Annotated in this window: 19 protein-coding genes; 4 read left to right on the top strand and 15 right to left on the bottom strand. The window is 60.9% G+C overall.

Going from position 1 to position 24,471, the window contains the following annotated elements:
- Positions 1-7: 7 nt before the first annotated feature.
- The 9 genes from NFR47_RS07530 to NFR47_RS07490 form a co-directional block, all read right to left on the bottom strand.
- Positions 8-2,992, bottom strand: coding sequence for a hypothetical protein (locus NFR47_RS07530; protein ID WP_251214959.1), 2,985 nt, complete (start codon positions 2,990-2,992; stop codon positions 8-10).
- A 20-nt stretch (positions 2,993-3,012) separates the two neighbouring features.
- Complete coding sequence (locus NFR47_RS07525; RefSeq protein ID WP_251214958.1) at positions 3,013-4,167, bottom strand: hypothetical protein; 1,155 nt, start codon at positions 4,165-4,167, stop codon at positions 3,013-3,015.
- Positions 4,168-4,201: 34 nt separating this feature from the next.
- On the bottom strand, positions 4,202-5,260 hold the full coding sequence (locus NFR47_RS07520; RefSeq protein ID WP_251214957.1) for a FimB/Mfa2 family fimbrial subunit: 1,059 nt from the start codon (positions 5,258-5,260) through the stop codon (positions 4,202-4,204).
- 64 nt (positions 5,261-5,324) lie between these two features.
- On the bottom strand, positions 5,325-7,025 hold the full coding sequence (locus NFR47_RS07515) for an Mfa1 family fimbria major subunit (RefSeq protein ID WP_251214956.1): 1,701 nt from the start codon (positions 7,023-7,025) through the stop codon (positions 5,325-5,327).
- Positions 7,026-7,050: 25 nt separating this feature from the next.
- The gene (locus NFR47_RS07510; protein WP_251214955.1) at positions 7,051-8,496 is read right to left on the bottom strand and encodes a DUF3868 domain-containing protein; all 1,446 of its coding nucleotides are present in this window, start codon (positions 8,494-8,496) and stop codon (positions 7,051-7,053) included.
- 6 nt (positions 8,497-8,502) lie between these two features.
- Positions 8,503-9,087, bottom strand: a complete 585-nt coding sequence (locus tag NFR47_RS07505) for a DUF3575 domain-containing protein (protein ID WP_251214954.1) — start codon at positions 9,085-9,087, stop codon at positions 8,503-8,505.
- 150 nt (positions 9,088-9,237) lie between these two features.
- Complete coding sequence (locus NFR47_RS07500) at positions 9,238-9,531, bottom strand: hypothetical protein (RefSeq protein ID WP_251214953.1); 294 nt, start codon at positions 9,529-9,531, stop codon at positions 9,238-9,240.
- Positions 9,524-11,152 carry a S41 family peptidase gene (locus NFR47_RS07495; protein ID WP_251214952.1) on the bottom strand — a complete coding sequence of 543 codons (1,629 nt, stop codon included), beginning with the start codon at positions 11,150-11,152 and terminating at the stop codon, positions 9,524-9,526. The genes NFR47_RS07500 and NFR47_RS07495 overlap by 8 nt, the downstream gene beginning before the upstream one ends.
- Complete coding sequence (locus tag NFR47_RS07490) at positions 11,152-12,321, bottom strand: DUF3078 domain-containing protein (RefSeq protein ID WP_251214951.1); 1,170 nt, start codon at positions 12,319-12,321, stop codon at positions 11,152-11,154. Before NFR47_RS07490 ends, NFR47_RS07495 begins: the two co-directional genes overlap by 1 nt.
- 130 nt (positions 12,322-12,451) lie before the next feature.
- Here NFR47_RS07490 and nfo point away from each other — a divergent pair, with 130 nt between their 5' ends.
- Entirely contained in the window at positions 12,452-13,297 is an 846-nt protein-coding gene (nfo, locus tag NFR47_RS07485) for a deoxyribonuclease IV (RefSeq protein WP_251214950.1), read from the top strand.
- Positions 13,298-13,527: 230 nt separating this feature from the next.
- On the opposite strand, the gene NFR47_RS07480 is transcribed toward nfo, so the two are convergent.
- The 4 genes from NFR47_RS07480 to NFR47_RS07465 all read right to left on the bottom strand — a co-directional run bounded on the left by NFR47_RS07480 (position 13,528) and on the right by NFR47_RS07465 (position 17,010).
- The gene (locus NFR47_RS07480) at positions 13,528-14,736 is read right to left on the bottom strand and encodes an aspartate aminotransferase family protein (RefSeq protein ID WP_251214949.1); all 1,209 of its coding nucleotides are present in this window, start codon (positions 14,734-14,736) and stop codon (positions 13,528-13,530) included.
- Positions 14,737-14,864: 128 nt separating this feature from the next.
- Positions 14,865-15,596 (bottom strand): TrmH family RNA methyltransferase, encoded by a 732-nt coding sequence (locus NFR47_RS07475; RefSeq protein WP_251214948.1) that lies wholly within the window; start codon positions 15,594-15,596, stop codon positions 14,865-14,867.
- Positions 15,577-16,497 carry a ribosome small subunit-dependent GTPase A gene (gene rsgA, locus NFR47_RS07470; RefSeq protein WP_251214947.1) on the bottom strand — a complete coding sequence of 307 codons (921 nt, stop codon included), beginning with the start codon at positions 16,495-16,497 and terminating at the stop codon, positions 15,577-15,579. Before rsgA ends, NFR47_RS07475 begins: the two co-directional genes overlap by 20 nt.
- Positions 16,498-16,500: 3 nt before the next feature.
- On the bottom strand, positions 16,501-17,010 hold the full coding sequence (locus tag NFR47_RS07465; protein ID WP_251214946.1) for a CvpA family protein: 510 nt from the start codon (positions 17,008-17,010) through the stop codon (positions 16,501-16,503).
- 129 nt (positions 17,011-17,139) lie between these two features.
- Between NFR47_RS07465 and NFR47_RS07460 the strand changes: the two genes are divergently transcribed.
- Positions 17,140-19,170 (top strand): glycoside hydrolase family 2 protein, encoded by a 2,031-nt coding sequence (locus NFR47_RS07460; protein WP_251214945.1) that lies wholly within the window; start codon positions 17,140-17,142, stop codon positions 19,168-19,170.
- On the opposite strand, the gene NFR47_RS07455 is transcribed toward NFR47_RS07460, so the two are convergent.
- Both NFR47_RS07455 and ispG read right to left on the bottom strand, forming a co-directional pair.
- Positions 19,088-19,693, bottom strand: a complete 606-nt coding sequence (locus tag NFR47_RS07455; RefSeq protein ID WP_251214944.1) for a WbqC family protein — start codon at positions 19,691-19,693, stop codon at positions 19,088-19,090. The two genes, NFR47_RS07460 and NFR47_RS07455, sit on opposite strands and share 83 nt — an antisense overlap.
- Before the next feature lie 157 nt (positions 19,694-19,850).
- Positions 19,851-21,344: a (E)-4-hydroxy-3-methylbut-2-enyl-diphosphate synthase gene (gene ispG, locus NFR47_RS07450; protein ID WP_251214943.1), complete on the bottom strand. Its 1,494-nt coding sequence runs from the start codon at positions 21,342-21,344 to the stop codon at positions 19,851-19,853.
- Between the two features lie 172 nt (positions 21,345-21,516).
- On the opposite strand from ispG, the gene recG reads away from it, so the two are divergent.
- Entirely contained in the window at positions 21,517-23,619 is a 2,103-nt protein-coding gene (gene recG / locus NFR47_RS07445; protein WP_369808770.1) for an ATP-dependent DNA helicase RecG, read from the top strand.
- Positions 23,620-23,638: 19 nt separating this feature from the next.
- A complete protein-coding gene (locus NFR47_RS07440) occupies positions 23,639-24,433 on the top strand; it encodes a DUF3108 domain-containing protein (RefSeq protein ID WP_251214941.1) in 795 nt (264 codons plus the stop codon).
- The last annotated feature ends 38 nt before the right edge of the window (positions 24,434-24,471 follow it).

Here is a 24,471-nt window from a genome sequence, read left to right as displayed (position 1 = left end):
GACGCGGCTATGGTTCTTTCTTGATGCAGCGCACGAAACAAGCGTCCTTGCCACTCGCGACATTGGCATAACCGATGCTGTTGAAATCGAAGGTGAAGTAGTTGATGTCCCAGCCCAAGCAACTATTTACCAAGCTATTATACCAATACACTCCGCCAGGTCGTCTGAAAATGTCGTAAAACAGCGGGCAATCCTTCACTCCGGGCAACGGGTAGTAACTCTGCCGGCCGGAAGAATATCTCAGGATTCCATGCTCCGCGTTTCTTCGGTGCCCGTAACCGGAAGCGCCGATCGGGAAAAAGAGGTTCTTGCCCGTCACCTTGTTATAGACGAAGCAGCCGCGCATGCCACGGCCCTCGCTGTTATGGGTGTAGTCATAGCCGTAGACCTCGTCGATATGGTCGGCGGTCGCCACCGCATCGTCGCCGTAGAGAACGCCGTAGCCCTGCTCTATCTCTTCGCTCTCGAACAGCACCCGATAATCGGCATCCTGGGCCACCCGCATGTCGGACATGGGGTCCGCAAAGGTCTCCGATACGGATGCAAACGGGATTTCGTCCCATTGCTTAGTCTCGCCCGTACCGGCGATGACCAAACCGTCGGCCGGAGACAATTTGAAGTCTTCGGGCTCCACATGAATCCAGGGGGCCTTGGAATTCCTGTTGTTCAGCGCGTCGATGGGGTCGTCCCAGTTGCCGAACTTGAACAGCGAACCCTCCTCCAAGGGGGTATGCGCCCGCTCCGTGCGGGTCTTCATGTTCTCGGCATACCACAGCACATCGCCGTCGAGCAGATTGTCGGGCTCGTTCCCCTGTCTGACGAAAATCAGATGCTGGCAAGTATAGTTGTGGTACTCGACCCGGATGATGGCATAGCGGTTCGCACCGGGACTTCCGCCCTTGAAATCCACGTTGAAATCTATCGTACTGCCTGTCTTGCCGTGCACGATGTCGCCGTAGACCGGATCTTCGTTCCTGACCAGCTCCGACTTGCCGGAACGGCCCGAGAGCGTAATTCCGTCGCCGTTGTGCCTGCTCACGACATAAGCCCGCCACGGACCGTCCGACTGGAACGTCTCGAAACGCTCCGCGTTTTCCTCCGGCAGCCGCTTCAGGACCACATGGAACGACTTGTTGTTGCCGCTGCTGCGGTAAATCCCCTTGGGGTTCACGATCCGGCGGACCTGGTAGATATGCACGATGTTCTCGAAAGGCGGATTCAACCCCTCCAGCTTGGTGGTAATCTTCACGATTGCTTTCCGCTGGTGCGCCACGTAGGGATTGTTGCCGGTGTAGCCCGTCGTCGTTATGAGCTGCTTGGCCCGCGTGTACATGGGGATGTAGATGTTGTACGTGTCGGCCTCCGTCGGATGCTTCACCACGCGGTAGGTGTCGGTGCTTTCGGAACCGGCCGTGGCGAATTCCCCCTCGTCGAAATCCCGGTACTCGCGCTCGCCCCGCTTGGGAATCTGGTTGTAATAGAACTCGTTGGTAGTTCCGAAGATGACCGTCTGCATCGTCTGGTGGAGCGACAGAAAACCGTTCCACTGGTTCTGCTCGGGCAGGTCCATCTTGTCGTAATAAACCTCCGGCTCGGCGTTGTGGGGCGCCCAGCGGTTGTCGATGATTTCCGCCTTCATGTACTCGATTTTCCTGCCGCCCGTCGCCACCTTGATGGGATACATCATGGAGTGGTTGTAGAGATAGGAAATATAATAAGGCTCGGGGGCCATCACGCCCGGCTCGGGCTCCTCGTACTCGATGTGCCAGTCGGCCTCGTTGGCGAAATTCTTGAACTTCAGCGTCACCTTGTAGTGGCAGTTGCGGCGGGCGTCGTAGTCTTTCATCACGTCCTGGCCCAACATGAAACGATAGGTGATGGGACCGTTGCCCAGCTTCTCGGAGTTGTTGGAGATGTAGCGCGCCTTGACCTCTATGTATGTACCGTAGGTCTTGTCGTCCTTGAGCTTGTAATCCGGATATTTGTCCGGGTCGTTCGGCAGCCCGGGCGCATCCAGCACACCGTCGCCGTCGGCGTCCTGCCTTTTGTCCTTGCCCGTGCCCTGCATGTTCTCGTAAAAGAACAGCGCCGGATCGGTCTCGCCGTGAGAACCCAAGTAGGGAGCACCCACCATGATGCAATGGCCCTTGCAGCCGTCGTCGCAATCGAAATCGTCGGAATGGCCGCCGTCGTGATAATAGATCGTCTCGCCGTCGGGCATGTCGGGTCCGTTCGCGGGAAAATCCAGCGCATAGCCTGCGGCACCGACGTTATTGTCCTTTCCGAGATAGCACTGCTGCGGTATGTCCTTGATTTGCACCGACTGAATATAGATGAAAACGCCCTCTTTCAACCCGCTGCCGTCGTAGGCGACGGTCACTTTGGAAGCCGCGCGGCGCAGCCACGCATGCAGGTTGAGGGTATTTTCATGCAATTCGAGCGGCTGGTCCTCCGGCTGCACCGAAGAAGTCTTCGTGAAATACCCGATCATCTGACCGTTGGCGGCCATGTCGGTGGCGTTCCAAGTGAGCGGCAGGCTCTTGAGCCCCGCCACGGTGCCGACAGCACCGGCATGGACTTCGAGCAAATCGGGGATATTGGCCACCGCGTACATGCGATATCTGCCGAAAGCGATCTTTTCCGGCAGCTCGAACGTGACGCGCTTGGTCCGGGACTCGGCGCTCACCCCGTTCTCGGCATCCGCGTCGGCACGGTCCATCTCCGAAGCCTTGTAATCCGCGACCGAATAACTTTTCACGAGCTTGCCGCTCTGATAATCATACAACAGCACATGAAGGCTGGAAATCTCCTTGATGGCATCGCCGGCGGCCCGTGTCTGCACAAGTCCGACAGACATGGGCTTGAAATCCACCGTGGCGCACACCCGGGCCATGCCTTTTTCGGCGAGGCCGTCGGCCATGAAATCGTCCCGGCAGCCCATGGCTGCAAAGACCGCCGAACAAACGAGGAGACACAATATAAAACGCTTCATCTTTCTACGCTTGCTATGAGCTACAATCCGAACTCGGGTTCGAGAATCACTTCGCTGTAAGGAATCACATCGACCTGTACCTCCTTTTCCTGAAAGGTGACATCCACCACGACATGCGTATTGCGGAAAAGGGCTTTGAGGTTGCCGAAAGGACGGCTGAACACCTGCTCCATGTTGTTGTCGTCCGTCAAGCGGAACGTCATGGTGTAGGCCTGCTCGCCGTCCGGATTGCCGCCGGGCGCTTTCAAACTCTTGCTTTCCGGGAGGTAGAACGCCGGATAGACGGCCGTGCCGGGTTTCGGCACCTCCATGTCGTATGCGAATCCGGCCACCCGGAAATTGTCCGGCGCCGGAACCGTGACCCTATCGGAAAGCGTCCCGGCAGGGATGTCGTAGTCCATGATCCACCCTCTTTTGTCCGCCAGCTCCCTGTCGTCGGGATTCCGCTGCGATTCGTCCGACACCCTTTTCAGCCAGGTTATCCAGAAAAGTTCGCTTTCGCTCCCGTCCGCTTCCCGAAACCGCATCGTCGGGCTCTTCTTGCGGGGCATCAGATAGGTATGGCCTGCAATGTCCGAAACCGCAATGCTGTTTACCGTAACCGGGCCGCTGCGCATGTTCTTGAAACGGAACGTGAATTTCGTGGCGGCACGCACCAAGTAGAACCGGCACTCTTTCGACGCCTGCCCGACCTCCACTTCGTACATGGCGCTCATCGGGATAGAAGGGCCTGCGTAGTCGGGGACGAAAGAGAGATTGCCGACCTTCTCCCCGAACCCGGCGTCGCCTGCCGCGAAACCGTCCAGCTCCATATTGCCCAAGCCGGGAACGCTCGCTTCGTTGGCTATCAGATAAACAGCCTTCGTCTCGGCCTCCCTCACCTTGACGAGCTGCGTGCATGCGGTCTGCAAACCGGCGCCGAAATCCAGCAAACGGTTGTACTCCACCGTACCGTCGGCATGCAGGATGACGATACGCAGCGTCTCCATCTTTTCCTCGTCCGGGAAACCGTCGTCCGCCCCGGAGCGCGGCGCCCCGAGAACTTCCGTATTGAGCACGAGCGTCACCGTACCGTCGGCACCGGAGGGCGTATCGGCACCCGCTTTCCGCTGACAGGCCCCCAGCGTCAAGACGAGACAGAACACCGGAGCCATCCAAAGGATATGTCGCGACATAAGTTTCATTTTATCCTACCGAAAAAACGCCTGCTCAATCCAGACCCGAATCGTTGAGCACTACCTGCCACGAATTGACCTGGATCACGGTACTTACCCAGTTGTCGTTCCGGTCGAGGAAGAAAGTCATGTTGTACTCGTCCGCGCGGTCGAGATACTCCTGGTCGTCCATCTGCTGATGGTGCGCGCCCTTTACCAGCAAGGCGTAATCAATGACGGGCAAGGAAGCGATCAGCTTGCCGTCCGACGCAGAGCGGATGGTCAGCATGGGCTGTCTGTACTTCGTCCAGTCCCTCATGACCAGGCGGTTCACGGTCAGCTCCGCCACAGCGACCTGCACGGAAGTGATGGCGCGGCCCTTCTCCACACCCGCCGCTCCGGAATAGACCTTCCACGGCCGATACACGACAGGCTCCTCGCGAAGTATCGAATTGTCGAACGCCAGCCAGCCGTTGTCGTCCTCGATGCTGAACTCGAAGTCGGCCGGGTGGATGTCCTCGCCGGAAAGATGCTGCAACACCACACGGAAGACGTTCGTATCCTTGGTGAGCGACATTTCATAAATGTACTCTCCCCCGTCGTGATTGTCGGGCAGCTCCACCTCCATCATGCCATGGAACAACGGCTGCAAATCCCGGTCGGAATAAGCGGGCTGCTTCACACCGTCCGAACTCTCGGGCGAGATCACCGAAACGCAGTTCATCCGGCAATGCAGGTCCCGGGGATCGCGCGCGGGCTCCGCGTCCGGCAAGCAGAAAGACGCTCCGTCGCCCAGTCCGCACCATGCGACCAGCCGGTACTTGCCGGGGTCGAGGGGCAGCGTCATGACGTAATCCCTGGCCGCGAGCGCCTCGCCCTGCTCGGAACTCTCCCACACCAGCTCGTCCTCCATGTCGAACGCGCAGAGCCTGATGGACTTCACCTCGTGGGCAAAGGCGTCGGCGAACTTCAGATTCATGTCATAGCGGAACTTGACCCGATAATAGACCGTGCAATCCTCCTCCTGCTCATAGACAAAGCCATTGCAGGATACAAGCGCGGCAAACGCAGTCAACGCCACCGAAAGCCGCCGAATATGATACCATGTATTCATCCTGATACTGAAATTTTCAAGGAAACCGCGGCCGCCACACGCGCTCCACCGCCCTCTCCTGTAATTACCACTCCAAATCGGTGTCGTTGTCGACCACCCTCCATGCGAGGATTTTGACTTCTGCGGCGATGTACGTTTCGTCCTTGTCCGGCTTTTGCGGGACAATCACCTCGTCGGGGTCATAGACCGGAGTGCCCAGACCGACCACGCTGTTGATATTGACGTCGTAGATGTGGTTGCGCACCACGCCGTAAAGGCCCTTGGTCTCGGCCGCACCCAGATGCCGGATGTCCGTATAATAATAGGTCAGGCCGGACTTCCAGACTTTGGCCCCGGGTATCTCTTTGAGCATGCCGTCGACCTGGCTGCCTGTCAGCGTGGCGGCATCCGAAGCGCTTGCATAAAACTGCAGGCTCCTGGCCGCGTCGGTCAGCTGCAGGCAGCTCAAGTATCGGGGGCTCTCCTCCGAACTGTCGTCGGCCATCCCCGCGGCCGTAGCAGTGACGAACCGCACGTGCTCCGGCTTGATGGAAACGAAACCGCTTCCCTCCTTTACATAAATATCCGTCGACACGGTGTTCAGCATGGCGGTCTTCGCACCCGCTTCCGTGTAATCCATACCCGCCCATCTGGCCAGGTCGACCGGAGTTGCCTGGTTGTTGCCGTCGACGGTCACCAACACGGCCGCAATGATTGCCTGCGTGCGGTTGCTGGTCTGCGCGGCAGGGTCGTAGCTGCTCTTGGTTCCGTCGCTGAAATTGTCGGCGGCGTTTTCGAGACAATAGGCGGCACCCTTGGGCCCGACCTCCTGCGCGATGTCGCTATACCTGACATATCCGAGCGTCACCCGGTCGGGGTTCATGGCCCAATAGGAGCGGAAGAAGTCGGAATTGTTCCAAATCCAGCCTAAGTTCCAGGCGGCCGGGGTATTGACTTTCTTGAAAAGGTAGGAGTTGTCGACCGTGCCGGTAACGTCCCATGCGGTAAAGAGGGCGTAGACCTGATTGCCGCCGGACTTGATTTCCTGGCCGCTGTGGTCTTTCAGCGCCACCGCCACATAGGTTTGGCCGTTGTAGATCACCCCGCCTTTCGTGACGATGCCGCCGGTCCATGCAGTCCTCAACCTTGTTTTGGCCACAACGCGCTCTATATGAACGACTATGGGATTTTCCTTGGCCAGCTCCTCCGTCTCGCAAAGATGCGACGGCTTTATTTCGGTCACGACGACCAACCCCTCTGCCCCGGCATACGAAGAACTCGTCATCAGAAAATGCGGGTCGGCCCCGTTCTCTTTCTGCGGCGAATCGTAGGCGCCGATTTTCCGACACAGCTCCGCGAGGGAGAGAGCCTCGGTTCCGAGCCCGGCGATTTCGTAATTGGCGACGGCGACCAGGCTGCTGATGCTGGCCGTACCCGTACTGACCATGACAACGGCCTGCAGCTTCTTCTCCGCGGCGTCCGCGCCCTTCGGGTCTCCGACCTCCGGACAATCCACATAATTGACGGTCGCACCGGGACTTACCGCAGCCGCCTGACCGGCGCTGTCGAAGAAATAAAGCCTCAGAGAATAGACCTTGTCCTCAGCGTCCGAACCGGTTTCGTAATCGTCGGCCAACGCTTTTTTCGTTACCGGATTCGCCATTTCGACAGCCAGGAAACGGCCGCTGTCCTCCGAATCGTTCGCACCGCCCGGCATTTCTTTTTCAGAACAGGCGCAGAACGCCGCCACGGCGGCCAGGCACCCCAATAAACCCGAGAGTTTCATTACTACACTTGTTTTTGAAAAAAAACTATTCGATATATTGTTTGTATCCTTTTCTTTCCCGCAGCTCCTCCAGCGTCGCCGCGGCTTTCTCGAACCCCATGCCGGCGGCTTTCTCCAGATAAAGGACCGCCGTCCCGTAATCTTTCTCGCGGATGGCGAGCGCACCGCGGGCATAGACCGCCTCGGCCGAATCGCCCGCCCTGGCCAGGTACCTGCGCGCCGCGTCGTGGTTGCCCCGGCGCATGGCGGCATTCGCGGCGTTCAAGTTGGCGGTTTTGTCGCGGGGGAAGAGACGCACCGCCTTTTCAAACACCTCGGTAAATTCGGCGGTGCCGGGCTCGTAGGTCCGGGCCACGAGGTAGAACTCGTTCAGGCTCAGCTTATACGGCTGCTCCACGAAGATACGCTTGATTTCCTCCAGATCGGTGTAGCTGCGCACCTTGTAATCAATGCGATATTCCGTACGCCGCAAGGCCGGATAGCAATGCCACAGCAGAAAATCGTACTGCCGGGGATAGGTCCGCTTGATTTTCGCCTCCTTGGCATCCGGGTTCATCCGGCTGTCTATGATTCTGAGGATTTCCCGGCGATGACCGATGTCGGACTGCTCCACGTATCGCCGCAGCCCTTTCCAGTCCTCCGGCTCGTATTCCGTGCGAATGAGGTTGTCGGAGAAATGGTACAGGTTCCGGATGTACCTTTTGAGCGCCCGGGTGCGCCCTATCGCCAAATCCCGGTTGTGCCAATAGGGGCTTTCGGGCGAGGCGTAGCCCTTGAGCCACACCGAGACGATGGATATGTCCTTGTCGTAGCGCACGGAATCAATGGTGGCCTTGATTTTGCCGAGCTCGGCCGCATTGCGCCGATACCCCCTATAAATCACGGTCTGGTCTACCGGGAAGTCGATGAAGGCCGCTCCCGACAGCGAACGGGTTTTCGTGATTTCGGCTTCGGGACGCACGAACACCAGCTCCGGGAAGAAGACCTCGTTGTAATGTCCGAGCTCGCCCTCGTATTGCGCCAATGTTTCATGGCAGCACCCCAAGTCGCGGCGGTGGAACTTGAGGGCGGCCCCGTCCATCCACTCTTCGTAAAGGACGAGCCGATGATAATCCATGTTGTCCGGCTTCCGCGACGCCTTGTAAACAGCTTCCTGCTCGCCCAGGATGTCGCTTATGCCGTTGCGCATGTAATAGTAATAGCGTCTGCGTCCATATACGCCTATCGACGGCAGGTCGAGCGAATCCGCTCCGCTGACCAGACGCGGCGTGAGCAGCACGGCCCGGTTGGAGGCCACGTCGAGCCCGGCCAAATCCACGCCTAACTCCACGGTGAGATACTTGCCGTTCCGGTTCACCTTGAAATGCTCGACGGCGACACCGGGGACGATGGCGGTCGTCTCCTGCGCCAGGCCGTCCGCTCCCGATCCCAGGAGAACCGCAAGGATGAATATCGTACTTTTCCAGCTCATTGCGCCCTAAAACACGTAAACCAAGTTAATGGCCGCCTTGGTAGGCCCCACGTAATGATGCGGCCGGTTCGTTTCGACCTTTTTCCCGCATCCCGAACACCGGAACCGGTCGTAACGGGTATAAGAATAGCCGAAGCCCACCTCCATTTCCAGGTTCCAATGGAGACCCAGTATCCACGTGTAGCCGTACGCGACCCCGCCGCCCACGAACCAACCCTGGAACCGGGCGTCCTTGAGCTTGCGCGCATCGGTGCCCAGCAGGTTGAACCGGCCGTCGAATCCTCCGATACTGTATTGTCCTCCATGGGTGTGCAGGCCGAAGAAATGACCGGAAAAACGGTCGCAGAACCAATAACGGAATTCGGGCTGCACGGCCCAATGCCGCCAGCGCCTGTCGTTCGACAGCGTCCAGACATTGACGTCTCCCCTAAGATCAAAAGTCCATCTGGGAGCGAGACCCGTCTCGACCCCAAGATTGACATTCAGAAAAGCATCGGAAACCAGGTTCGTCTTTATCGCGGCCTTTTGCGCACAGAGTTCCTGCGGAACACCTGTCACGGCAATCGCCAACAACAAGAGTATACGTTTCATGCCCTCTATCGCTTTGATATTCACCAACCCCTCCCCGCAGGGGCGGTCGTCTTTCCGCTGGATAAATGATTATAGCCGCAAAAATAAAAAATACATGCGAGCAATCAAATAAATAGGCAAAAAAATATGCGGCCGCGAACGAAACGGAAATCAATAATCGTCCGACGAAAAGAGGTCGGGTGTAAGCAGCTCGTCCTCCTCCAGATAATCGGGTTCGGCCTCGGCGTCGGACTCCTCCGCAGCCTTGGTCGGAGCGGCCACGGCGTTCCGTGCGGCCTTGGCTTTCGGCTCCGTTTCCGCTTCCGGCTGCGAACGCATGAACGACGGCAGCGAAAAATCCACGTTCCCGATCATCGAACGATAGCGGTCGCGCCCGAGGACCGTGAAGACCAAGACGGCGATGACGGCCGCCGAAAAGAGCATTCCGATAAGTTTCTTAATCATCTGTCTGTTTGTCGTTTAAGATTTCGATGGCCCGCCCTATCACCTTGTCCACAGGGTAAATGTTGGCGTAGAAACCCGTATCTTCCAACTTGGTGTTGCGCCCGATGTAGGCCCTCAGCTGCGCTTCGATAAGCCGCCGCGACCGGGCGATTTCGGCGTACTGCGGTTCGACGCCCTTGAGGACCGCATAGCGGATGAAGCTGTTGACCAGCGTTTTGTCGCTGTCGAGCAGCTCCTTGAGCTGGGCGACGGTCTCCACGGCGTTGAGCGCGTCGCGGTGACGGTCGGCATACTCGATGGTATAGCGATAGAGAATGTTGCGGCCCGCAACCTCCACGAAATAATCCGTCACGTCGGTCGTGTCGGCCGGGACGAAGAAGTCGGGCATGATGCCCCCGCCGCCGTAGACCACCTTGCCGCCCGGAGTGACGAAGCGCAGCGAATCGGCGAAACGGATGCTGTCGGCCGAGAAAAACTCGTTGTTGCGGTAACGGTTCCAGAGCTCCTCCTCGTAATCGGCATCGCGGCCGATGGTATAGGGCTTCTGAATCGAACGGCCCGTAGGGGTGTAGTAGCGCGCCGTGGTCAGACGCAGGGCCGAACCGTCGGGATAGGGAACCTGCTGCTGCACAAGCCCCTTGCCGAACGAACGGCGGCCTACGATGGTGCCGCGGTCGTTGTCCTGCAACGCCCCGGCCAGAATCTCGCTCGACGAAGCGCTCCCCTCGTCGATAAGCACCGCGACCTCCATCTCCTGGGCGGTGCCCGTTCCGTCGGCATACTCGCGCAGCTGCTCCTTGTTGCGGTCCTCGGTGTAGACAATCAGCTGCCCCTTGTGGAGAAATTCGTTGGCCACGGCAATCGCCTGGTCGAGGAACCCTCCGGCATTGCCGCGCAAGTCGAAAATCAGCCGGTCGACCCCCTCGGCGCGCAAAAGGGCGAGCGCCCGGCGCATCTCCACCGCGGTGGTCCGGGCGAACTGGCCCAGCTTGATGTAGCCGATGCTGCCCTCGATGCGGAACGCCGATTCGATGCTCTTGATGGGGATGGCGCCGCGCACGACCTCCACCTCCACCAGCTCGGGAATCCGCTGCCGCTCCAACCCGAGACGCACGGTCGTGCCGCGCGGCCCGCGCAGACGCCTGACGATGTCGTTCTGCGGAATCTTGCGCCCGGCGACCAGCGAATCGTCGATTTCGATGATGCGGTCGCCCGCCCGGACCCCAACCTTGTCGCTGGGACCCTGCGCAATGACGTTCAGCACGATAACCGTGTCGGTCGCCATGTTGAAAACCACGCCGATGCCGTCGAACTCGCCTTCGAGCGACTCGTTCATGGCCGCCATTTCGGCCGCGGGAATATAGACCGAATGGGGGTCGAGCTCGCCGACCAGAAGCGGGATGACATGCTCAGCGAGCGAATCCATCGGCACCGGGTCGACGTACTTGTTCTCGATGAGCGAAAGGGTCTGCAAGAGTTTGCTGTCGGCACGCTCCTGGGGCAGAAACGCCTGCGGCACGCCCGAATGGCGCCCGGCATAGAGCCCCAGCGCCGCGCCGGCGACCACCCCGGCCGCCAGCAGCAGCGGGAAGACAACGGTCCGTATGGAATTGTTGTACATTATTTATTCTTGAAAGTGTAGGCCAATCCGACGCTCAGCAACGTCTTGGTCTGCACGTCCACATTTTGTGCCCGGTTGTAGTAAAGCTCGAAGTTGAGCGTCGTGGAAAGGTACTTCGTCGCCTTGATGTCGATGGTGTTGGTCCAGCGCACGGTCGGGTGGATGGGCAGGTTGGGCTTGGCCGAAATCGGCGCGTTCTCGGTGTTGTTCCACTCGTCGAGCGCGTGCATGTAGTCGGAATAGTCCGAAATCTTGTTGCGCTGCCCGATGTCGGTGATCCAACCGTAGAACGAGAAGACCGACGTACGGTAACGGAAGATACCTTTGCGGCCGAACGTGCGGTCGAAGTCGATCTGCACCGAAGAACCGCCCTCGTACTTCGACGACTTGTCGGGTCCGGCCAGACCGTAGGTCTGCCAACCCTCCTTCTTGTCCCACTTGTTCTCGCGAATCTGAGCGCTCTCCACGAAAACGGCGCTCAAGGCGATGGGCGAGATGTTGACCACGATAGGGAACTTGGGCTTGGGACACTTGTAGGTGATACCGAGCGAGATGTCGAGGTAGCCCGGCGCCATGAAAGCGCTCTTGCGCTCGAAATCTTCCTGCTGCGTACGCGAAATGTAGCCGTTGGCGAACTGGCTGCGGAACTTGAAGATGGCTCCGTAAGACCAGTTTTTCGTCATCTTGAACGAGGGTGCCACCGAGAGGTCGAATTCGTCCTGGTTCTTGAACCACACACCGTTGCTCGAAGTGGAACCGTCGTCGGTCTTGGTCTCGACCTTCATGCGGTTGTAGCCGAACTTGGCGATGAACTTGGTTTCGACGGAAAAGAGGTTCTTGGTATATGTATGGTTCAGAAACAGATTGGCCATCAGCGCGATGGAGTTGTCACCGCCCGAGACCTTGATCCAAGGGTCGTTGTAAGAGGTGAGCGCGCCCTGCAGCCCGCCGCCGAACTCCAGCTTGTTGCGCTCCTTGCGGATGGCGGCCCGCTCGGCCCGGTAGCGGGCCCTGTTGAAATAGGCCACGTCGACCGGCGTGGACTTGACCGGGTCGCGGAACGTCACGTTCTCCTGGCGGGCATCCACCTCGTCGATGGAAAACTGGGCCGAAGCGGAGGGCGCCGCGGCGAGCGCCGGCAGAAGCAAAAGCAGCGAATGGAATTTCATAGAACAGGGGATGATGGAATTTCAACCGCAAATTTATGAAAATATTTGCAGAAATCTTATTTTTGCAACAAGGTTAGGTCCCCGACCGAGCCTGCGCACCTTCAACCGTTCAACCTTTCACCTCGCAAGAATGAAATTCTTCGGAGCCCACGTAAGCGCCTCGGGCGGCGTATGGAACGCCCCGGCCAATGCCCGCGCCATCGGAGCCACGGCGCTGGCCCTTTTCACCAAGAACCAGCGCCAGTGGATGGCCAAACCGCTCACCGACGCGGAGACCGCCGCATTCCGCCGTGCCTGCGAAGAATACGGCTACGCCCCGGCGCAGATACTGCCGCACGATTCCTACCTCATCAACCTCGGGCATCCCGAAGCCGAGGGGCTCGAAAAGTCGCGCGCGGCGTTCGACGACGAGATGCTCCGCTGCCAGGAGCTGGGACTCGACCGGCTCAACTTCCACCCGGGGAGCCACCTCAAACAAATCTCCGAGCAGGAAAGTCTGGACCGCATCGCCGAATCCATCAACCGGGCCCTCGACCGCACGCACGGCGTGACGGCCGTCATCGAAAACACGGCGGGGCAAGGTTCCAACTTAGGATTCCGGTTCGAGCACCTGGCCTATCTGATCGAGCGGGTGGAGGACAAGACGCGCGTGGGCTACTGCATCGACACGTGCCACGCCTTTGCGGCGGGTTACGACCTGCGCACGGCCGCGGCGTGCGACGCCACGTTCGCCGAACTCGACCGCGTAGTGGGCCTGCAATACCTGCGGGGCATGCACCTCAACGATGCGATGAAACCCCTGGGCAGCCGGGTCGACCGCCATGCCCCGCTGGGCGACGGCAAAATAGGCTGGGAGTGCTTCCGCTACATCGCCCGCGACAGCCGTTTCGACGGCATTCCGCTGATTCTCGAAACGCCCGACGAAAGCCGCTGGGCCGCCGAAATCGCCGCCCTCAAGGCCTTTGCGGAGGAATAGCACCGTCGTCGCAGCGTCCCTCGCAATGACGGGATACCGGGAATTCGGGCCGGAGCCTGCGGAGCACGCCCGGCGGCAGCCGGATGCTTGCGGGCCTCCGCCGGGAGAGGCTGCGGCCCGCCCGCCTGAAAGGCGAATTTCATAAAAGCAATACGAATCCGCCTTGCTCCTCGGAGCAACAAAAGGCACAGGGAGCGTAAAACCGGGCGTAACTTCCTGATTTTTAATTCTTAATTTTTCATTTTTAATTCATCCAGGCACTGCCGTATCAGCGCAGCGCTGTCGCGGATCTCGCTCTCGGAAATGGTCAGCGGCGGCGAAATGCGGAACGCCGTGTCGCAATAGAGGAACCAGTCGCTCATGATGCCCGCCTCCTTGAAGAGCTCCATCAGGCGGTAAAGCGGTTCGGAAGCCCCCAGCTCGACGGCCAGCAACAGCCCCGAACGACGGATGCCGCGCACGGCCGGATGGTCGGCAAGCAACTCTTCGTAGAGCGCACCCTTGCGCTCGACTTCCTCCACAACGCGGTGTTCCAGCAAATAATCGAGTGCCGCCAGACCTGCCGCACAGCAGACCGGGTGGCCGCCGAACGTGGTGATATGGCCCAGCACAGGGTCGGTCTGCAACGTATCCATGATTTCGTGCCGCGCCACGAATGCCCCCAGGGGCATCCCGCCGCCGAACGCCTTGGCCAGGCAAACGATGTCGGGCACGACGCCATATTTCTGCATGGCGAACATGGCGCCCGTGCGCCCCATTCCCGTCTGGATTTCGTCGAACACGAGCAGCGCCCCCACCTCGTCGCAGCGCCTGCGCAGGGCTTCGAGGTAACCGGGCGCAGGCGGCCGCACCCCGGCTTCGCCCTGCACGGGTTCGGCCAGCACGCAGGCCGTGCGGGTCGTGATCCGCGCCAGCTCGCCGAAATCGTTGAATTCGATGGACTGCACATCGGGCAGCAGCGGGCGGAACGCATTCTTCCACTCCTCGCCCTCGGGCGCCCCCATCATGCTCATGGCCCCGTGGGTCGAGCCATGATAGGCCCGGCGCATCGAAATCAGCTCCGTGCGCCCGGTGAAACGCTTGGCCAGCTTCAACGCCCCCTCGACCGCCTCGGCCCCCGAGTTGACGAAGTAGACGCTTTCGAGCCCGCCGGGCAGCAGCGACGCGATACGGGCGGCATACTCCACCTGCGGCGTTTCGACCAGCTCGCCATAGACCATCACGTGCATGTAGCGCGCAGCCTGCTCCTGCACGGCCTTGACAACGGCAGGATTGGCATGCCCTACGTTGCTGACCGACACTCCGGCCACCAAGTCGTAATAGGGTTTGCCCTCGGGCGTATAGAAAAACGTGCCCTCGGCCCGCGCCACCTCTACCAGCATCGGCGAAAGCGACGTCTGCGCCACATGGGCAAGAAACCGTTTGCGAAGAATATTCATACAAGTGAAAAATTTCGTGTTATGGACTGCGGAACCGGACAGCCCCGCTGCATTCGCCCGGGCCGGCTGCGGGGGTCGCGCCAAAAGCGCGAGCCGGCCCCGGGCGCAAGGTCTGAGACCTTGGCACTTTACGATTGCTCCAAGGAACCCGACGCTTCCGAAACCCCATCCTCCGGCCCGTCGCCGAACCGCCGTTCGAGAATGCGCGGGGCATCGGCAACGCTGCGCAGCATCCAGCGGTAGAGCGTTTCGGTCTGCTGCTGCGGGGTCATGGCCCACGCCCCGACCTGCCGCCGCACGCGCTGCGAAAGCTGATAGATGAGGATGGCGGCCGAAGCCGACACGTTGAGGCTCTCGACCATGCCGCACATGGGGATGCGCAGAAATTCGTCGGCCGCGGCGATCGCCTCGTCGGAAATCCCGGCGTGCTCGGTGCCGAAGACCAGCACGAAGGGCCCGCGTGCGACGTCGAACGTCTCGGGGGTCGTGTCTTCGCGATGGGGCGTGGTGGCCACGATGCGGTAGCCCTCGGCCTTGAGCGCGCGGAGCGCTTCGGCGCTCGACGCGTGGCGGCAGACGTCGACCCAGCGGTCGGTGCCGCGCACCACGGCCGCGGCCGGGCGGAACTCGCAGAAGCTCTCGACGGTGTGCATCCGCTGTACGCCGAACGCCTCGCAATGGCGTATCAGCGCCGCGGCATTCTGCGGATGGAACGTATTCTCGGCCAGCACGGTCATGTAGTGCGTCCGCTGTGCCAGGGTCCGGCGGAACAGACCGGCACGCTCGGGGGTCATGAACTCCTCCAGGCAAGCGATCCGCTCCTCGTACCACGCCGTGTCCTTATTTGCGGTATTTGTCATCGTCGTCCAGCATTTTGAGGTAGCTTTCGTAGCGCATCGGCGCGATTTCGCCCCGCATCACCGCCGCAGTCACGGCGCAGCCCGGCTCGTGGGTATGGGTGCAGTTGTAGAAACGGCAGTCGCGGCCCGTGCGCATCATCTCGGGGAAATAGTGCCACAGCTCGCCCTCGTCGATGTCGATGAGCCCGAACCCCTTGATGCCCGGGGTGTCGATGACCGCCCCTCCTCCGGCAAGCGGATACATGGTCGAAAAAGTGGTCGTGTGGCGTCCCTTGCCGTGGCTTTCGGATATTTCGCCCGTGCGGATGTCGAGCGCAGGGTCGATGGCCCGCACGAGGGTCGATTTGCCCACGCCCGAATTGCCCGAAACGAGCGTCGTCCGCCCCTGCAGCAATTCGCGGACCTCGCCGACCCCCTCGCCGGTAGCGGTCGAAACCGTCAGCACCCGGTAGCCGGCCGATTCGTAGACGGCCCGGAATTCGGCCAGCGCCTGCGGCTCCTGCAAATCGGCTTTCGAGAGCACGAGGGTGGCCGGAACCTTGTAGGCCTCGCAGGTGACCAGGAAACGGTCGATGAACTCCGGCGCCGTCTCGGGCTGGCGGAGCGTCGCCATGAGCAGCGCCTGGTCGACGTTGGCGGCAATGATATGCGATTCCTTGGAGAGGTTCGACGCGCGGCGGATGACATAATTGCGGCGCGGCTCGACGGCCGTAATGACGTGGTCCCCGGCAGCGTCGCGCTCGCACGCCACGCGGTCGCCGACCACCACGGGGCTGGTCGACCGCACCCCCTTGAGCCGCATCCGCCCCCGGATACGGCAGCGCACCGTCTCCTGCCCGGCCAGCACCTCGAACCAACTGCCCGTCGCGCGGACCACCACTCCCGAAAAACTCCGTTCCATAGGCTATGCGTCCTGCTTTTCGTCCGCCTGCGGCAGCTGCTCGCCGAGCCGTTCCGCATAGGGAAAAATCAGCCCCGAAAGCCGCAGCACGGGGCGGTAGCTTCTCGATGTCTCGATGGTCCGGCTGTCCACCAGCCAATAGTCGACGTTGAGTTTCTCGAACGCGGCGAACAATACGCTGACGACCAGCATGTATTTCAAAATGGAAAGGCCCACGCCCAGGAGGGTGTCCAGCCACCCGAATCCGGCGAAACGGGAAAGTCGCTTCAACATCCGCCCGACGATGGCGACCAGCAGGATGCACCCCAGCAGCAGCACGATGAATCCGCCCGCAGAGCGTACCAGGGGGTCGAAATGCAGCCACTCGCCCACCGGCTTGCCGAAGCGCACGGCGAGCCACAGCCCGACGACGAGCGCCACGAGCGACCCGGCCTGCACGATGAATCCCTTGCGCCACCCGTTCCACACGGCCAGCGCCAGCACCAGACAAACGATAAGGTCGATCGTATTCACGGCAAAGCGGCAAATTGTGGGTAAAGATAGGCATTTTATTGCGAATTCCACCCTGTTTTCCGCAGAACGCCCCGACAAATTTGGCATTCCCCCCGGTTTGCACTACCTTTGTGGAAAACCCGAATCATCATGAAAAGAGATATCCTGCTCGCTCTGCTGCTGCTTTGGGCCCTGCCGCTGGGGGCCCGCGAAATCTATCCGCTCAACGAGGGCTGGCGCTTCTTCTACGCCTCGGAACCCAACAGCGACAACGCCCGGTTCGTGACGCTGCCCCACAGCTGGAACAACAACCCGACGGCCGAAGGCTCGCTGCGCGAAACCACGGGGCTCTACCAGAACGACCTGCGCATCCCGGCCGAATGGGCCTCGAAACGGGTCTTCATCCGCTTCTACGGCGCGCAGAACGTGACCGACCTCTTCGTCAACGGCCGCCATGCGGGCGAACACCGCGGCGGTGCGACCGCCTTCACGTTCGAGATTACCGACAGGCTGCGCTTCGGCACGGACAATTCGCTGCTGGTCATCGTGAGCAACGCCGCACGGACCAACGTGCTGCCCACCTCGGCCGAGATGAATTTCTACGGCGGTCTCTACCGCGAAGCCGAACTTATCGTCACCGAACGCACGGCCGTGTCGCCCCTCTACTTAGGGACCGACGGCGTGCTGGTCCACCAGCGGACCGCAACCCGCGAAAAGGCCGAGGGCGAACTGGAAATCCACCTCACCTCCAAGAACGAGACGGCCTGCACGGTGGCGGTCGACATCACGGCGCCCGACGGCCGCAAGGTCTTCGCTGACCGCATCATGCACGCCAAACTCGACGGCCGGCCGCTGAAAATCGCCTACACGGTGCCGAACCCCCAACTATGGTCGCCCGAACACCCGGACCTTTATAAGGTCAACGTCGAAGTGAGCAAAAACGGCCGTTCCGACCGGGTGTCGGTCCGCACGGGCTTCCGTCAGATAAAGGCCACGCCGGGCGCGCTGCTGCTCAACGGCAGGAACATCCCCGTGCGCGGCGTAGTGCTCTACCACGACAACGCCCTGTCGGCCGGAACGCTGACCGCCGCCGACTATGACCTCGACCTCGAAGAAATCCGCACCTTGGGAGCCAACGCCCTGCGTTCGGCCGTGATGCCCCACGCCCGGCACCTCTACGACCGCTGCGACGAAACGGGCATGCTGGTGTGGATCGACACGCCCCTGCAGCGGGCCCAGTTTCTGAGCGATGCGGCCTACTACGCCACGGCCGCTTTCGAGCAGAACGGGCTGCAGCAGCTCCAAGAAATCGTCGCCCAGAATCTCAACCACCCCTCGGTGGTGATGTGGGGCATCTTCTCGCGCCTGCGCAACACGGGCGACGACGTGCGCCCCTACATACGCAAGCTCCACGACGCGGCCCGCACGCTCGACCCCTCGCGCCCGACGGTGGCCGTGAGCGACAAGAACGGCGACATCAACTTCATCACCGAAATGATCGTCTGGCGGCAGGCCGTAGGCTGGGCCAAGGGCCATCCGCACGACCTGCACATCTGGCTCGAACAATTAGGCAAAAGCTGGTCGCACCTCCGCTCGGCCATCCAATACGGCGCCCCGGGCGTCATAGGCCACGCGTCGGTGCCACTGCACAACAAGCCCACGACGCACCGGATGCCCGAAGAACGCCAGACCCTTTTCCACGAAGAATACGCCCGCTGCCTGCAAAACGACTCGCTGCTGTGGGGCGTCTGGGTCGAGAACATGTTCGACTTCGGTTCGGTGCGGGGACACAACGGCACCAACGCCATGGGGCTGATGACCATCGACCGCCGGCGCCGCAAGGACGCCTACTACCTCTACAAAGCCATGTGGAACAAGGAGGAACCGACACTGCACATCGCCGGGAAACACAGCAGTCACCGCACCTCGCCGCAACAGACGTTCCGCGTCTACAGCTCGGCAGGCGAACCGCTGATGACCATCGGCGGCGACACCGTAAGACTGACCCGATACGCCGACTGCCAATATCGTTCGGACACGGTGACGCTGACGGGCCGGGCCGAGGTGAAAGTCCGGGCCGGAAAGCTGCGCGACAGCACTACCGTGCTGATAGACAGCGCCCCAGCACCGAAGAGCTCTCCGGTCCTTCCGCAAACAGCAAATCCGCAAAAGACAAATTAGGGACGAACGGCTGACGGTCGGCGAAGACCTGCACGTAAGGCTCGGCCGCAAAGGCCGGGCCTTCGGCGTTTTTGGGCCGCAGATCGCAGTCGCCGGGCCGGGCCTCGACATAGGTTTCGCTCACCGCGGGCATGGGAATCCGCGCCGCGCCGCAAAGGCATTCGAGCAGCCCAAGGTTGAAATCGGCGAGAAAATCGAAACGCCGCTCGTAAAAGGGGGCCAGCCTGTCGGCATAGAAATCGAAATAGGGCGACCCTTTGTAGGAAGCGACCAGCGCCCCCCAATGCTGGTGCTGCCAACGTTTGGAATAATCGAGCCGCACGTCGCGCACGGGCTGCCGGGGACGGTTGGCATGCGCCACGTGGACCGTCAGTTCCATCGTCCCGTCGGCCGCAAGAATCCGGGCCCGGTTGCGCTCCGAGCGCTTGATGAAATGCTCGCCCAGGTCGACGACGCACCCGCCCTGCATCAGGCAGGCGAAGTAGCGGACCGAAGGCAGATAGGCAAGAGGGAGGAGAAACATAATGCGCTGAATTAAAAATGAAGAATGAAAAATTAAAAATTATCGGTCCTCCCGCTTCCCGGACCTCTACCCGCCCGGGGATTTCCGATCAGTCCGGAAACCGCAGCCGGCACGAAATGAAACTGCAAATCGACTTTTAATTCTTAATTTTTCATTTTTAATTCCCGGAGGGTTCTTCCCACTCGCCGTGCTCCTTGATAAGTGCTATCAGGCGGTCGAGGGCCTCCTCCTGCGGAATATTGCGGGCGATGACTTCGCGGCCCTTGTACAAGGTTATCCGCCCCGGCCCGGCACCCACATAGCCGTAGTCGGCGTCGGCCATCTCGCCCGGACCGTTGACGATGCAGCCCATGACGCCGATTTTCAGATTCTTGAGGTGCGACGTGCGGGACTTGATTTCGGCAAGGGTCTTTTCGATGTCGTAGAGGGTCCGCCCGCACGAGGGGCAGGCGATGTATTCCGTGTGGGAGAAGCGGGCGCGGGCGGCCTGCAAAATCATCAGTTCCACCTCCCGGATGGCGGATGCGGCATGCTGCGGAGCGTCGACCCAGATGCCGTCGGCCAGCCCGTCAAGCAGCAGCACGCCCAGGTCGGCCGCGGCCTTGACCGCCACCGTTTCGAGCGACGCATCGTCGTAGCGGCGTTTCACGACCACAGGTTCGTCGGGCTGCTCCAAACCGAGGATGGCGGCCCGCAGTTCGGCCGTCGGATTGCCCGAAACGGCTTCGAGGATACGGAATCCGTCCAGCGGTTCGTCGTGGACAACGGGCACCGCCACCCGGCTGCGCCGCCGGAACTCCGTAGGCGAATAGCGTTCGGGGTGGCGCACCGCGAATTCGCCCGGCCGTTCGGCGAAATAGTCGGCCAGCAGCTGCGCTACGGGAATTTCGTGTTCGGGCGCTTCGGTCAGCGAAACCCGGATGGTGTCGCCGATGCCGTCGGCCAGCAGGGCCCCGATGCCCACGGCGCTCTTGATGCGCCCCTCCAGCCCGTTTCCGGCTTCGGTCACTCCCAGATGAATGGGATAGCGCATCCCCTCGGTCTCCATCGCCTCGGCCAGCAGCCGGTAAGCGGCCACCATGACCCGCGTATTGCTCGACTTCATTGAAACGACCGCCCTGTCGAATCCGACGCGTTGGCAAACCCGCAGAAACTCCATGGCCGAAACGACCATCCCCTGCGGCGTGTCGCCCCACTCGTCGAACACGCGCTTGGCCAGCGAACCGTGGTTGACGCCGATGCGCAGAGCGACGCCCCGCTCGCGGCATTGCTCGATAAGCGCTTCCAGCTCACCGTGTTCCGTGCGATAGTTTCCGGGGTTGATCCGCACTTTGTCGACATACTGCGCCGCCACGGCGGCGGCTTCGGGCAGGAAATGGATGTCGGCTACCAGCGCCACGTCCAACCCCTCCTCGCGCACACGGCGGGCTATGTTTTGCAGGTTTTCGGCTTCGCGCCGTCCCTGCGCAGTGAGCCGGACGATGCGCCCGCCCGCCGCAGCAATCCGCCCTATCTGGGCCACGCACGCTTCGGTGTCGTTGGTGTCGGTGTTGGTCATCGACTGCACGGCAACGGGATGCGACCCGCCGATGGTCACGGGACCGAACGCGACTTCGCACGACGGCCGCCGGGAAAATTTTGTCAGCTCCATTCTTTTTCGTGTCGGAAAAACTACTGCGAAGATACAAAAAGGAAACGAAGAACGGAAACACCCGAAATCCGCCGCCGGACATCGCTGCCGGAGCGCAAACCGGAGGAAACGGTTTTTCCGCTTCTCCGCAATGCGGAAGCCGTGATTTTTTAATTATCTTTGCCCTGTGAACATGCTGGAGAGCAATATCCAATTTGTGCCGGGCGTGGGCGAAGCGCGGGCGAAGCTGCTCGACCAGGAGCTGCATGTGCGCACCGTGGGCGACATGCTGCGTCATTTTCCGACGCGCTACATCGACCGCACCAAAATCTACCGCATCGCCGAAATCACCGAGGGCGCCCCGGCGCTGGTCCAGTTCCGGGCCCGTGTGACGGGGGTGGCCTACGCGGGCGAGGGGCGCAAACGCCGCTTCACGGTCTACGTCAAAGACCCCTCGGGAGCGGCCGAGCTGGTGTGGTTCCAGGGCATCAAGTGGATCGAAAAACGAATCGAGGTCGGGCGCGAATACCTCGTCTTCGGCCGTCCCTCGTTCTACCGCAGCGAACTTTCGATGGCGCACCCCGAGCTGGAAACCATCGAACAAGCCCTCTCGCGCAAGCCCGAAAGCGGCATGCAGGGCATCTACCCCTCGACCGAGAAGCTCTCCAACGTGCTGGGAACCAAAGGTATGTACCGCATCATCTGCCACGCATGGCAGTTGGCCAAGGACCATGTCGAGGAGCTGCTGCCCGAAGCGCTCCGCACCCGCTACGGTCTGATGCCCCTGCGCGAAGCCTACTACAACATCCACTTCCCCCAGTCGCCCGAAGCGCTCCGGCAGGCCCAGTACCGGCTCAAGTTCGACGAGCTGCTGGGCGTGCAGCTCAACGTCCAGTCGCGCCGCACGGCCCGCATGACCAAGAACGACGGCTTTCTCTTTCCGAAAGTCGGGGGCGTTTTCAATACGTTCTACACGCAGAAACTGCCGTTTCCGCTCACCGGAGCGCAGAAACGCGTCATCAAGGAGATCCGCAGCGACACCGTCACGGGGTTCCAGATGAACCGCCTGCTCCAAGGCGACGTCGGCAGCGGCAAAACGCTGGTGGCGCTCATGTCGATGCTGCTGGCCGTGGACAACGGCTACCAGGCCTGCATGATGGCCCCCACCGAAATACTTGCCCGCCAGCACTTCGCCACGTTCAGCCGCATGCTCGACGGGCTCGGCGTCCGGGCGGCGGTTCTGACCGGAGCCTCCAAAAGCCGCGAACGGCGGCAGGCCCTCGAAGGAATCGCGTCGGGCGAGGTACAGATTTTGATTGGGACCCATGCGTTGATCGAAGACCGCGTGCAGTTCGCCAACTTAGGGTTCGTCGTCATCGACGAGCAGCACCGCTTCGGCGTCGAGCAGCGGGCCCGGCTCTGGACCAAGAACGCCCGCCCGCCCCACATCCTCGTCATGACGGCGACGCCCATCCCGCGGACGCTGGCCATGACCCTCTACGGCGACCTGGACGTCTCGGTCATCGACGAGCTGCCCCCGGGCCGCAAGCCCGTCAAGACGGTGCACTACACCGATGCGGCGCGGCTGCGGCTTTTCGGCTTCATGAAGCAGGAAATCAAGAAAGGGCGGCAGGTCTACGTGGTCTACCCGCTCATCAAGGAATCGGAGACGATGGACTACAAGGACCTCACCGACGGCTACGAATCCATTTCGCGCGACTTTCCGCTGCCGGAGTACGTGACGACCATCTGCCACGGCCAAATGAAGCCTGCCGACAAGGAGGAGTCGATGCGCCAGTTCAAGGCGGGCGAAGCGCAGATCATGGTGGCCACTTCGGTCATCGAAGTGGGGGTCGATGTCCCCAACGCCACGGTCATGGTCATCGAATCGGCCGAGCGGTTCGGGCTTTCGCAGCTCCACCAGCTGCGCGGACGCGTCGGCCGGGGCGGCGAGCAGTCGTACTGCATTCTGATGTCGGGCGTCAAGCTATCCAAGGAATCGCGCGCGCGGCTCGAAGCCATGTGCGAGACCAACGACGGCTTCCGGCTCGCGGAGCTCGACCTCAAGCTGCGGGGCGCGGGCGACGTCAACGGCACGATGCAGAGCGGACTGGCGTTCGACCTGCGCATAGCCAACCCCACGGCCGACGTGCAGATACTGACCCTTTCGCGCGAAGCGGCCATCGAAATCCTCGCTGCCGACCCCGAACTCGCCCGTCCCGAAAACCGCGGGCTCGCCGTGCTGCGGTACAATTATTCGGGGCGCCGCGAAACCGATTTCTCACGCATTTCCTAACGAACGCATACCGATTTTTATGAAACGACTGCTTCTTGCCATACTGCTCCTGTGGACCGGCCCCCTGGCCGCCCAGCTCTACCACCCCGGCGAAGTGCTCCGATACCGGGTGAGCTACAAGGCCAAAATGTTCCCCAACACCGAAGTGGGGACCGTCGAGGTGACGACAACCGAAACCACGTGCGACGGGAAGAAATACTACCTCGTCAAGGGGGTGGGGCGCACGCTGCCGACCTACCGCTGGTTCTACAACATGGAAGACATCTACCAGGTCTGGATCGACCCCGTCACGCTGCGCAGCGAGTATTTCCAGAGCGACATCCGCGAGGGCGACTACACGTTCGAGAGCCGTTTCGACTACGTGTGGCAGGATTCGGTCGTGCGGACCCGCTGGCGCAGCCGGCAGCGTCCGTTCGCCGAGAAGGAAATGCCCCTCACGCCCGAAAGCATGGACGCCATATCGCTCTTTTTCAACATGCGCACGGCCGAGGCGGACGATTTCAGCAAGGACAAACCGGAATACCTGCGGATGGTGCTGCAGGATACGGTGCGCAATATCCGCTACCGCTTTCTGGGCCGCGAGGTGAAGAAAATCCGCAACATGGGCAAGTTCCGGACCCTCAAGTTCGATTGCCAGCTGGGCACGACCGAAGGCTATTCGTTCACCGACGGCACGGTCTTCTACATCTGGATCACGGACGACAAGAACAAGATTCCGGTCTACATCGAATCGCCCGTCCGCGTGGGCAGCATCAACGGTTACATTTCCGGTTACAAGAATCTCAAATACCCGGTGACCAGTCTTGTCAAGTGAATAATTAATAATGAATAGTGGATAATGAACGGAATGTA

The sequence above is a fragment of the Alistipes muris genome, from assembly GCF_943193205.1.
GTDB classification, from domain to species: domain Bacteria; phylum Bacteroidota; class Bacteroidia; order Bacteroidales; family Rikenellaceae; genus Alistipes; species Alistipes muris.
Note: the sequence above shows the minus strand (reverse complement) of the source record. Positions and strands in the feature narration are given on the sequence as shown.